The following is a 12,062-nucleotide window of genomic DNA, read 5'->3' as shown; positions in this document are numbered from 1 at the left end:
CTCTCTCGACTCGCTGCGCGAGTCGGGAGGGGGACGCCCCCAGCGCGGCGGGGCGGCCCTTGCGCGGGGGCACTTGCCTGGGCCGCGCCAGTTTCAAGAGCTTCGGACAGCGCACAGCGCTATGGAAAACTGATATGAGCCAGATGACTACCTCCTCCACCGCCACGCTCGCCAGCGCTCCTGCCGAAACGCCGGCCGGCAACGACAAGCCGCTGCTCGAACACCTCAAGCACAACTTCCGTGAATACGGCATGTTGATCACGCTGGTGGCCATCATGGGCTTCTTCCAGTACATGACCGACGGCACGCTGATGCAGCCGCTCAACCTCACCAACTTGCTGCTGCAGAACAGCTACATCGTCATCATGGCGCTGGGCATGCTGCTGGTGATCGTGGCAGGGCACATCGACCTCTCCGTGGGCTCGGTCTGCGGCTTCATCGGCGCGCTGGCCGCCGTGCTGATGGTGGAGTACCACTGGCATTTCCTGCCCGCATCGCTGGTGTGCCTGCTGTGCGGCGGCATCATCGGTGCACTGCAGGGCTGGTTCGTGGCCTTCTCGCGCATCCCGTCCTTCATCGTCACGCTGGCGGGCATGCTGGTGTTCAAGGGCCTGGCACTGGCGCTGCTGGCTGGGCAATCGGTGGGGCCTTTCCCCGCGGGCTTCCAGATGCTCAGCTCGGGCTTTCTGCCCGACCTGTTCAGTGTGGAGGGCTTGAAGCTCACCTCGCTGCTGCTGGGCGTGGCCGTGGCCGTCGCACTGGCCGTGGCCGGGGTGCGGGCGCGCGCCAACCGCCTCAGGCACGGCGTGCAGGCCGAGCCGCTGGCCTTCTTCGTGGCGCGAACGGCGGTGTTCGCGGCGCTGCTGGTCTACTTCTCGTACCTGCTGGCCTCGTACAAGGGCCTGCCCAACGTGCTGGTGGTCATGGCGCTGCTGATCGTGCTGTTCGACTTCGTCACCAGCCGCACCACCATTGGCCGCCGTATCTACGCCATGGGCGGCAACGAGAAGGCGGCCAAGCTTTCGGGCATCAAGACCGAGCGCCTGTCGTTCTATGCCTTCATCAACATGGGCGTGCTCGCCGCCCTGGCCGGCCTGGTCTTCGCCGCGCGGCTGAACACCGCCACGCCCAAGGCCGGCCTGGGGTTCGAGCTCGACGTGATCGCCGCCTGCTTCATCGGCGGGGCCTCGGCCTCGGGTGGCGTGGGCAAGGTCATGGGCGCGGTGATCGGCGCCTTCGTGATGGGGGTGATGAACAACGGCATGTCCATCCTGGGTATCGGCATCGATTACCAGCAGGTCATCAAGGGCGTGGTGCTGCTCGCCGCTGTGCTGGTCGACGTCTACAACAAGAACAAGGCCTGAAAGCCCATGGACGTGACCACCGATCACACCCTTGCTCCCGTGCTGCAGCTCACGGGCATCCACAAGCAGTTTGCGGGCATCCCTGTGCTGCGCGACGTGCAGCTGAACCTGTACCCGGGCGAGATCCACGCCCTCATGGGGCAGAACGGCGCGGGCAAGTCCACGCTGATCAAGGTGCTCACCGGCGTGCTCGAAGCCAGCGGCGGCCAGATGCGCCTGGCCGGTCAGGCCGTGTGGCCCGATTCGCCGTTGGCCGCCCAGCGCCTGGGCATCAGCACGGTGTACCAGGAGGTCAACCTCTGCCCCAACCTGTCGGTGGCCGAGAACATCTTTGCCGGCCGCTACCCACGCTGCGGCATCGCCCAGGGCTTTCGCATCGACTGGGCCACGCTGCACCAGCGTGCGCGCGAACTGGTGGCGCGCATCGGCCTGTCCATCGACGTCACGCGCCTGCTCTCGGACTACCCGGTGGCCGTGCAGCAGCTGGTGGCCATTGCCCGGGCGTTGAGCATCGAGGCCAAGGTGCTGATCCTGGACGAGCCCACCTCCAGCCTCGACGACGACGAGGTGCAAAAACTCTTCGAGGTGCTGCGCCGCCTGCGCGGCGAGGGCCTGGCCATCGTCTTCGTGACCCATTTCCTGAACCAGGTGTATGCCGTGTCGGACCGCATCACGGTGCTGCGCAACGGCGCCTGGGTGGGCGAATGGGCTGCGGCCGACCTGCCGGCGCAGGCGCTGATCAATGCCATGCTGGGGCGCGAGCTGGCCGCGCAGTCCACCGAGCCACCTGTTTCGCCGCAGTTCGATGGTGCGAGCACCGCCCTGCTGCAGGCCGAAGGCCTGGGCCAGAGCGGCCAGTTGCAGCCCCTGGACCTGAAGGTGCGGGCCGGCGAGGTGGTGGGCCTGGCTGGCCTGCTGGGCTCGGGCCGTACCGAGCTGGCGCGCCTGCTCTTCGGCCTGCAGGCGCCCGACCGCGGCGTGCTGCGCATCGATGGCAAGGTGGTGGCCTTCGCCAACCCCATGGACGCGATCCGCGAGGGCCTGGCCCTGTGCCCCGAGGAGCGCAAGACCGATGGCATCGTGGCCGAGCTCTCGGTGCGCGAGAACATCGCCCTGGCACTGCAGGCGCGCATGGGCATGGGCCGCTTTCTGTCGCGTGCCGAACAGACGGCGATCGCCGAGCGCTACGTCAAGCTGCTGGGCATCAAGACCAGCAGCGTGGACACGCCCATCGCGCTGCTTTCGGGTGGCAACCAGCAAAAGGCGATCCTGGCGCGCTGGATGGCCATCGAGCCGCGCCTGTTGATCCTGGACGAGCCCACGCGCGGCATCGACGTGGCCGCCAAGCAGGAAATCATGGAACAGATCCTGCGCCTGGCCGAGGCCGGAATGGCCGTGGTCTTCATCTCCTCCGAAATGAGCGAGGTGGTGCGCGTGGCGCACCGCATCGTGGTGCTGCGTGACCGCCGCAAGGTCGGCGAGCTGCCTGCCGGCAGCAGCGAAGAAGCCGTGTACGAACTGATTGCCGCCGAAAATGCCTGACGCACCCACCCCTTCCCTGTTTGCCGCCGCGCTGCGCCACCGGCTCACCTGGCCGCTGGTCACGCTGGCCCTGCTGCTGGCCGTGAACACGGCGTTCAACGCCAGCTTCCTGCACATCGAGTGGCGCGACGGCCACTTCTACGGCAGCCTGGTCGACATCCTCAACCGCGCGGCACCGCTGGCGCTGGTGTCGCTGGGCATGACCATGGTGATCGCCACGCGCGGCATCGACATCTCGGTGGGTGCGGTGGTGGCCATTGCCGCCGCCGTGGGTGCCTGGATGATCGGCGGCTCGGTCTCGGGCACCGAAAGCCGCTTTCCCCTGCCGCTGGCAATGGCCGGCGCCATCGGCGCGGCACTGCTGTGCGGGCTGTGGAACGGCCTGCTGGTGGCCAAGGTGGGCATGCAGCCCATCATCGCCACGCTGATCCTTATGGTGGCGGGCCGGGGCATCGCCCAGCTGATCACCGACGGGCAGATCATCACCATCTACTACGCGCCCTTCTTCTTCCTGGGCGGGGGCTACCTGCTGGGCCTGCCGTTTTCGCTGTTCGTGCTGGCCGCCGTGTTTGCCGGCCTGTACCTGGCGGTCACGCGCACGGCGCTGGGCCTGTTCATCCAGGCCGTGGGCATCAACCCGACGGCGGCGCGCGTGGCCGGCGTGCAGTCGCGCCGCCTGGTCGTCGCGGCCTACGCCTTCTGCGGCGTGTGCGCGGGCATCGCAGGCCTGCTGATCAGCTCCAACGTGAAGAGCGCGGACGCCAACAATGCCGGCCAGATGCTGGAGCTCGACGCCATCCTGGCCGTCACGCTGGGCGGCACGGCACTGACCGGCGGGCGCTTCAGCCTGGTGGGCAGCGTGATCGGCGCGCTCATCATCCAGACGCTGACCTATGCCATCTATTCGCTGGGCGTGCCGCCCGAAATCAACCTGGTGGTCAAGGCCGTGGTGGTGTTCATCGTGATGCTGCTGCAGTCGCCCGACTTCCGCACCCAGGTGGGTGCCCTGGTGCGCCGCCCCGCGGCCGGGGGAGCGCTGTCATGAGCGGCGCACACAGCCCTACCCTGGACGTGGCCCCTGCCACAGCTGCGCCGACACAACACTCTGCCCCCACCCGCATGCGCCTGAACCCCAAGTACCTGCCGCTGGCGGCCACCATCGCGCTGTTCCTGGCCATGGCCACGGCAGGCTCGGTGCTCTACACCGGCTTCTTCTCGGCCCAGGTGTTCCTCAACCTGCTGATCGACAACGCCTTTCTGATCATCGTCGCGGTGGGCATGACCTTCGTGATCCTCTCGGGCGGCATCGACCTGTCGGTGGGTTCGGTGGTGGCACTGACCACCATGGTGCTGGCCAGCCTGGTGGAGCACCACCACTGGAGCCCGCTCACCGCCATCCCGCTGGTGCTGCTCATGGGCACGGTGTTCGGGGCCTTCATGGGCTTTCTGATCGAGCGCTTTCGGCTGCAGCCCTTCATCGTGACGCTGGCCGGCATGTTCCTCGCGCGCGGCCTGTGCTACCTGATCAGCATCGACTCGATCAGCATGGCCGACGAGGCGTATTCCGAGATGGCGCAGTGGCGCCTGGAACTGTGGGACGGCGCGTCGCTCTCGCTGGGCGCACTGATCGCCATGGCGGTGCTGCTGGCCGCCATCTTCGTCGCGCACTGCACGCCGTTCGGCCGCAACGTGTATGCCGTGGGCGGCAACGAGCACTCGGCGGTGCTCATGGGCCTGCCGGTGCGCGCCACGGTGATCGGCGTGTACACGCTCTCGGGCTTCTGCTCGGCACTGGCCGGCGTGGTGTTCACCTTCTACATGCTCTCGGGCTACGGCCTGCATGCCACGGGCATGGAGCTCGATGCCATCGCCGCCGTGGTCATCGGCGGCACCCTGCTCACGGGCGGCGTGGGCTATGTGGCCGGCACGCTGTTCGGCGTGCTGATGCTCGGAATCATCCAGACCCTGATTTCCTTTGACGGCACGCTCAGCTCGTGGTGGACGCGCATCGTCGTCGGCGTGCTGCTCTTCGTCTTCTGCCTGCTGCAGCGCCTGCTCACGCACCGCAGCGGCAAGCCTTCCTGAATTCCACGAATCACCTCTCCCAAAACCACAACAGCATGACCTCCTCCCCGCGCAAGCTCCGCTCCGCCGAATGGTTCGGCACCGCCGACAAGAACGGCTTCATGTACCGCAGCTGGATGAAGAACCAGGGCATCCCGGACCACGAGTTCGATGGCCGCCCCATCATCGGCATCTGCAACACCTGGTCCGAGCTCACGCCCTGCAACGCCCATTTCCGCAAGATCGCCGAGCACGTCAAGCGCGGCATCTACGAGGCGGGGGGCTTTCCGGTCGAGTTCCCGGTGTTCTCCAACGGCGAATCCAACCTGCGCCCCACGGCCATGCTCACGCGCAACCTGGCCAGCATGGACGTGGAGGAAGCCATCCGCGGCAACCCCATCGACGCGGTGGTGCTGCTCGTCGGCTGCGACAAGACCACCCCGGCCCTGCTGATGGGCGCGGCCAGTTGCGACGTGCCGGCCATCGTGGTCACGGGCGGGCCCATGCTCAACGGCAAGCTCGACGGCAAGGACATCGGCTCGGGAACGGCCGTGTGGCGGCTGCATGAGTCGCTGAAGGCGGGCGAGATCAACGAGCACCAGTTCTTCGCGGCCGAAGCCGGCATGTCGCGCTCGGCCGGCACCTGCAACACCATGGGCACGGCCAGCACCATGGCCTGCATGGCCGAGTCGCTGGGCACCTCGCTGCCGCACAACGCGGCCATCCCGGCCGTGGACTCGCGCCGCTATGTGCTGGCCCACATGTCGGGCCGGCGCATCGTGGAGATGGCGCACGAAGGGCTCACGCTCTCCAAGATCCTCACGCGCGAGGCCTTCGAGAACGCCATCCGCACCAATGCCGCCATCGGCGGATCGACCAACGCGGTGATCCACTTGAAGGCGATTGCCGGCCGCATCGGCGTGCAGCTGGACCTGGAGGACTGGACGCGCATCGGCCGCGGCACGCCCACCCTGGTGGACCTGCAGCCCTCGGGCCGCTTCCTGATGGAAGAGTTCTACTATGCCGGTGGCCTACCCGCCGTGCTGCGCCGCCTGGGGGAGAACGGGCTGCTGCCGCACCCCGACGCCCTCACCGTCAACGGCAAGAGCCTGTGGGACAACGTGCGCGAGGCGCCGCAGTACAACGACGAGGTGATTCGCCCTATCGACAACCCGCTGATCGCCGACGGCGGCATCTGCATCCTGCGCGGCAACCTGTCGCCACGCGGCGCGGTGCTCAAGCCCTCGGCCGCCTCGCCCGAGCTGCTCAAGCACCGGGGCCGCGCCGTGGTGTTCGAGAACCTGGAGCACTACAAGGAACGCATCGTCGACGAGGACCTGGACATCGACGCCAGCTGCGTGATGGTGATGAAGAACTGCGGCCCCAAGGGCTACCCCGGCATGGCCGAGGTGGGCAACATGGGCCTGCCGCCGAAGCTGCTGCGCCAGGGCGTGAAGGACATGGTGCGCATCTCCGACGCGCGCATGAGCGGCACCGCCTACGGCACGGTGGTGCTGCACGTGGCGCCCGAAGCCGCCGCGGGCGGCCCGCTGGCCGCCGTGCGCGACGGCGACTTCATCGAGCTCGACTGTGAGCAGGGCCGCCTGCACCTCGACATCAGCGACGAGGAACTGGCCGCGCGCCTGGCCGCGCTCTCCAACACCGACATGGGCGGGCGCGGTGGCTACCAGCGCCTGTATGTGGACCATGTGCTGCAGGCCGACGATGGCTGCGACTTCGACTTCCTCGTCGGCTGCCGGGGTTCCGCCGTACCACGCCACTCGCACTGAACCTTGACCCGTAGACCCATGCCAACAACGACATCCCCCCAGTCCCCTCGCTACCGCGGCATCTTCCCCGTGGTGCCGACCACCTTCCACGAAGACGGCACCCTCGACCTGGCCAGCCAGAAGCGCTGCCTCGACTTCATGATCGACGCCGGCGTGGACGGCCTGTGCATCCTGGCCAATTTCTCCGAGCAGTTCTCGCTGTCCGACGCCGAGCGCGAAACCCTGACCCGCCTGTCGCTCGAACATGTGGCCGGCCGCGTGCCCGTGATCGTGACCACCACCCACTACGGCACGCGCGTGTGCGCCGAGCGCAGCCGCGCCGCACAGGACATGGGCGCCGCCATGGTGATGGTCATGCCGCCCTACCACGGCGCCACCTTCCGCGTGCCCGAGGCGCAGATTTACGAGTTCTATGCCCGCGTGTCGGATGCCATCGCCATTCCCATCATGGTGCAGGACGCGCCGGCCAGCGGCACGGTGCTGTCGGCCCCGTTCCTGGCGCGCATGGCGCAGGAGATCGAACAGCTGGCCTACTTCAAGATCGAGGTGCCGGGCGCCGCCAGCAAGCTGCGCGAACTGATCCGCCTGGGCGGCGCAGCCATCGAAGGGCCGTGGGATGGCGAGGAGGCCATCACCCTGCTGGCCGACCTCGATGCCGGCGCCACGGGCGCGATGACGGGCGGCGGCTTTCCCGATGGCATACGCCCCATCCTCGAAGCGCACCGCCAGGGCGATGCCGACCAGGCCTTCGCGCTGTACCAGCGCTGGCTGCCGCTCATCAACCACGAGAACCGCCAGGGCGGCATCCTCACCGCCAAGGCGCTGATGAAGGAAGGCGGCGTGATCGCCTGCGAGGCCGGGCGTCACCCCTTTCCGGCCATGCACCCCGAAGTGCGCCGGGGCCTGATCGATATCGCACGGCGCCTGGACCCGCTGGTGCTGCGTTGGGCCAGGTAATCCACAGATGACGAACGACGCCACTCTTCCCCACGGCGGGGCCGCCCTGATCGGGCTGGACTGGGGCACCAGTTCGCTGCGCGCCTTCCGCTTCGATGCCGCGGGCCAGGTACAGCAGATGCGCCACCGGCCCTGGGGCATCATGAACCTGCCGGCCGCAGCCGATGGCCAGGCCCATGCCACGCCGGCCGCGGCCTTCGAGCACGCCTTCGACGATGTCTGCGGCGATTGGCTGCAGGCCCAGACCGGCACCCCCGTGCTGGCCTGCGGCATGGTGGGCAGCGCCCAGGGCTGGCGCGAGGCCACCTACCTCGAAGCGCCCACCTCGCTGGACCACCTGGCCCAGGGCCTCACGGTGGTGCAGCATGCAGCCGGACACCAAGTGCACATCGTTCCTGGGCTGCTCCAGCGCGGCGAGCTGCCCAATGTGATGCGTGGCGAAGAAACCCAGGTACTGGGCGTGATGGCGACCTCGGCCCTGCCGGACGATGCCACCGTGCTGATCGGCCTGCCGGGTACCCACAGCAAGTGGGTGCTGGCGCGCCGGCGCTCCATCGCGCAGTTCCACACCTTCATGACCGGGGAGGTGTTTGCGGCCTTGCGCGGCCACACCATCCTGGGCCGCACCATGCAGGCGGCCGAGGCGCCCGACGACGCGGCGTTCGCGCGCGGCCTGCAGGTGGCGCGCTCGGAGGATGCCTCGCTGGGCCTGCTCTCGCACATCTTCAGCACGCGCACCCTGGGTCTCACGGGCGCGCTGCCCGGCACGGCCCAGGCCGACTACCTGTCGGGCCTGCTCATCGGCCACGAGGTGGCCGCGCTGGCGGCCCAGCAGGCGCCGGGCAACCCGCCCGCGCACGTGGTGCTCTGCGGCGAGCCCGACCTGTGCCGACGCTATGCCCTGGCGCTCGCGGCGTACGGCCTGCCTGCCCCCGAAATGGCCGACAACGCCACCGCGCGCGGCCTGTGGCAGATCGCCACGGCCGCTGCACTGGTGGCCCCTACCGACCCACGCAGCACGGAGGCTGCACGATGACTCTTTCCTCTTCTTCAGAACTCTTGGCCAACGCCATGCGCCACTGCGGCCTGGTCGCCATCCTGCGCGGTGTGCAACCCGGGGAGGTGGTGGCCATCGGCCAGTCGCTGTACGCGGCTGGCTTTCGCACCATCGAGGTACCGCTCAACTCGCCCGAGCCGCTGGCCAGCATCCGCGCGCTGCGCGACGCCCTGCCGGCCGATGCACTGATCGGCGCCGGCACGGTGATCCGCCCCGAGGACTGCGCCGCCGTGGCTGCGGCCGGCGGGCAGATCGTGGTCATGCCGCACAGCGATGCGGCGGTGATCCGCGCCGCCAAGGCGGCGGGCATGGCCTGCGCACCGGGCGTGGCCACGCTGACCGAGGCCTATGCCGCGCTGGCGGCCGGGGCCGATGCGCTCAAGCTCTTTCCGGCCGAGGCGCTGGCGCCCGCCGTGCTCAAGGCCTGGCGCGCCGTGCTGCGCCCGCCGGTGGCGCTGCTGCCCGTGGGTGGTATCACGCCCGAGGGCATCGCCGCCTACGCCCAGGCCGGTGCCAGCGGCTTCGGCCTGGGCTCGGCCCTGTACAAGCCCGGCGACAGCGCCGCCGACGTGGCGCGCCATGCGGCTGTGTTCATGCAGGCCTGGCGTGCGTCCTACCCCGCCCCCTGACCGATTCGATTGCCCTCTCTCCCTCTTCCGACGAGCTGCTCCCATGAAGATCACCCGACTGACCACGTTCCTGGTGCCACCGCGCTGGTGCTTTCTGAAAATCGAAACCGACGAGGGCATCGTCGGCTGGGGCGAACCGGTGCTCGAAGGCCGGGCCCACACCGTGGCCGCCGCCATCGAGGAGCTGGGCGACTACCTGATCGGCAAGGACCCGCGCCACATCGAGGACCACTGGACGGTGCTCTACCGCGGCGGCTTCTACCGCGGCGGCGGCATCCACATGAGCGCGCTGGCCGGCATCGACCAGGCACTGTGGGACATCAAGGGCAAGGCCCTGGGCGTGCCGGTTTCCGAGCTGCTGGGCGGCTGTGTGCGCGACCGCATCAAGGTCTACAGCTGGATTGGCGGCGACCGCCCGAGCGAGACCGCCGCCGCGGCCAAGGCCGCCGTGGAGCGCGGATTCACGGCCGTGAAGATGAACGGCACCGAGGAAATGCAGTACGTGGACAGCTTCGACAAGGTCGAGAAATGCCTGAAGAACGTGGCCGCCGTGCGCGAGGCGGTGGGGCCCAACGTGGGTATCGGCGTGGATTTCCACGGCCGGGTGCACAAGCCCATGGCCAAGGTGCTGTTCAAGGAGCTCGACCCCTACCGGCTGATGTTCATCGAGGAGCCGGTGCTCAGCGAGCACTACGAGGCGCTCAAGGAGCTGGCCCACCTGTCCTCCACCCCCATCGCACTGGGCGAGCGGCTGTACTCGCGCTGGGATTTCAAGCGCGTGCTGTCCGAGGGCTATGTGGACATCATCCAGCCCGACCCTTCGCACTCGGGTGGCATCACCGAGACGCGCAAGATCGCCTCCATGGCCGAGGCCTACGATGTGGCCCTGGCCCTGCACTGCCCGCTGGGGCCGATTGCACTGGCGGCCAACCTGCAGCTCGACGGCGTCTGCTACAACGCCTTCATCCAGGAGCAGAGCCTGGGCATCCACTACAACGCCAGCAACGACCTGCTCGACTACGTGTCCAACGGCGAGGTGTTCGCGTACCAGGACGGCATGGTGGCCATCCCCCAGGGCCCTGGCCTGGGCATCGAGGTCAACGAGGCCTATGTGCGCGAGCGCGCCTCCGAAGGCCACCGCTGGCGCAACCCGGTCTGGCGCCACAAGGACGGGAGTTTCGCGGAGTGGTAGAAGCCCGGGGATGACCGCGCCGTGAGCGTGGTGGAAAATACTGTATTTACAATCAGTGTTTTGACCACCCCACGGCCCCCATGACGGCGCTGACCATCACCCGCTTCCACCGCACCCGCCTGATGCAGATCTGGCGCTCGGCCGGCTGGCCCTGCAAGGACGCGCTGGAGATCGACCTGCTGGCCGCGCAGCTCGTGGCCCTGCACACCTCGCCCGAAGGCTTCGAGACCCTGAAGCTCACCGAGGACGGCATCCGCAACCTGGCCGAGGCGCGCCAGCGTGGCGTGCGGGCGCTCAGTGCCCATGACCGGCTGGGCCAGAAATTTGCCGCGCACCTGCTGGCCTCGGGCCGTATCGTCTGGCGCGAGCTGTCGCTGCGCGCCGTGATCGAGGCCGCAGGGTCTGAAACGCCGCCACCACCCCCGGCGACCAGCAACCCGCTGTGGAGCGAAGACACGCCCGCCAGCCGCAAGGCGGCCAATGTCTGGCGCATGGCGCGGCCAGACCTGTTCTCGGTGCGCAACACCACCGTGCCAGCCTACCTGCAGCCCATGGTGCACGAGATCAAGTACAGCCGCTCCGATCTGCTGTCGGACCTGCGCCACGACGCCAAGCGCCAGGCCTACCAGTGGCTCTGCGAGGAGTGCTACTACGTGTTCCCGGCCGGCGTGGCCGAGCCCGAGGAGATCCCCGAGCACTTCGGCATCTGGGTACTGCACGGCGGGCTCGATGATGGCCGCTTCGAGCTGCTGCGCCCCGCGCGCCATGCGAGCTGCGCCCTGCCCTTTGCCGTGTGGATGGCCCTGTGCAAGGCCACACCGCTGCGCAGCGAGGACGAGTTGGCCCAGGCCCACCTGGGCGAGCCCGCTGCAGACGACCCACCTCCCTGTACCGAGGCCCCATGACCTACACCGTGGCGGTGCGCGAGCTGTGCGAGTTCACCGCCAAGCAGGGTGACCTGGACCTGCGCTTCACGCCCGCCCCCACGGCCCTGGAAGGCATGGCCGGCCATGCCGTGGCCGCCGCGCGCCGCGGCGACGGCTACCGTGCCGAGGTGGCGCTGGCCGGCAGCTACAAGAGCCTGCGCGTGCGCGGCCGGGCCGACGGTTTCGACCCGGAGCATGCGCGGCTCGACGAGGTCAAGACCTTCAAGGGCCGGCTCGACCGCCAGCCCGCCTCGCACCGCGCACTGCACTGGGCGCAGGCGCGCATCTACGGCTGGCTGCTGTGCGCACAGGAGGGCCTGGACCAGATCGACCTGGCCCTGGTCTACTTCGACATCGGCAGCCAGAAGGAGACGGTGTTCACCGAACGCCGCACGGCCGCCGAGCTGCAGCAGCATTTCGAGGCGCAGTGCGAGCGCTTTCTCGCCTGGGCCGAAGCGCAGCTGGCGCACCGCGCGGCGCGCGATGCGGCGCTCAGCACGCTGGCCTTTCCCTTCGGCGGCTTTCGCACCGGCCAGCGGCC

The 12,062-nt window shown here is 68.7% G+C and carries 10 protein-coding genes and 1 pseudogene; all 11 read left to right on the top strand.

What is annotated here, in order from left to right; all coding sequences use genetic code 11:
* The first annotated feature begins 134 nt into the window (after positions 1-134).
* Positions 135-1,364: a multiple monosaccharide ABC transporter permease gene (gene mmsB / locus PMI14_RS23710; protein WP_007858078.1), complete on the top strand. Its 1,230-nt coding sequence runs from the start codon at positions 135-137 to the stop codon at positions 1,362-1,364.
* Positions 1,365-1,370: 6 nt separating this feature from the next.
* A complete protein-coding gene (locus PMI14_RS23705; RefSeq protein WP_007858075.1) occupies positions 1,371-2,906 on the top strand; it encodes a sugar ABC transporter ATP-binding protein in 1,536 nt (511 codons plus the stop codon).
* A complete protein-coding gene (locus PMI14_RS23700) occupies positions 2,899-3,951 on the top strand; it encodes an ABC transporter permease (protein ID WP_007858073.1) in 1,053 nt (350 codons plus the stop codon). The genes PMI14_RS23705 and PMI14_RS23700 overlap by 8 nt, the downstream gene beginning before the upstream one ends.
* Positions 3,948-4,991, top strand: a complete 1,044-nt coding sequence (yjfF, locus tag PMI14_RS23695; protein WP_007858072.1) for a galactofuranose ABC transporter, permease protein YjfF — start codon at positions 3,948-3,950, stop codon at positions 4,989-4,991. Before PMI14_RS23700 ends, yjfF begins: the two co-directional genes overlap by 4 nt.
* Positions 4,992-5,026: 35 nt before the next feature.
* Positions 5,027-6,760: an IlvD/Edd family dehydratase gene (locus PMI14_RS23690; protein ID WP_007858071.1), complete on the top strand. Its 1,734-nt coding sequence runs from the start codon at positions 5,027-5,029 to the stop codon at positions 6,758-6,760.
* Positions 6,761-6,778: 18 nt separating this feature from the next.
* Positions 6,779-7,717, top strand: coding sequence for a dihydrodipicolinate synthase family protein (locus tag PMI14_RS23685; RefSeq protein ID WP_007858070.1), 939 nt, complete (start codon positions 6,779-6,781; stop codon positions 7,715-7,717).
* Positions 7,718-7,724: 7 nt separating this feature from the next.
* The gene (locus PMI14_RS23680) at positions 7,725-8,753 is read left to right on the top strand and encodes a 2-dehydro-3-deoxygalactonokinase (RefSeq protein ID WP_007858069.1); all 1,029 of its coding nucleotides are present in this window, start codon (positions 7,725-7,727) and stop codon (positions 8,751-8,753) included.
* A complete protein-coding gene (locus tag PMI14_RS23675; RefSeq protein ID WP_007858068.1) occupies positions 8,750-9,403 on the top strand; it encodes a 2-dehydro-3-deoxy-6-phosphogalactonate aldolase in 654 nt (217 codons plus the stop codon). Before PMI14_RS23680 ends, PMI14_RS23675 begins: the two co-directional genes overlap by 4 nt.
* Positions 9,404-9,446: 43 nt before the next feature.
* Entirely contained in the window at positions 9,447-10,595 is a 1,149-nt protein-coding gene (gene dgoD / locus PMI14_RS23670) for a galactonate dehydratase (protein ID WP_007858066.1), read from the top strand.
* 80 nt (positions 10,596-10,675) lie between these two features.
* Complete coding sequence (locus PMI14_RS23665; protein ID WP_007858064.1) at positions 10,676-11,500, top strand: hypothetical protein; 825 nt, start codon at positions 10,676-10,678, stop codon at positions 11,498-11,500.
* Positions 11,497-12,062 (top strand): annotated as a pseudogene (locus tag PMI14_RS23660) (ATP-dependent DNA helicase); the annotation flags it as partial. The gene PMI14_RS23665 and the pseudogene PMI14_RS23660, both read left to right, overlap by 4 nt.

The organism is Acidovorax sp. CF316 (assembly GCF_000276605.1).
In the GTDB taxonomy this organism is placed as follows: Bacteria; Pseudomonadota; Gammaproteobacteria; order Burkholderiales; family Burkholderiaceae_C; genus Acidovorax.
Note: the sequence above shows the minus strand (reverse complement) of the source record. Positions and strands in the feature narration are given on the sequence as shown.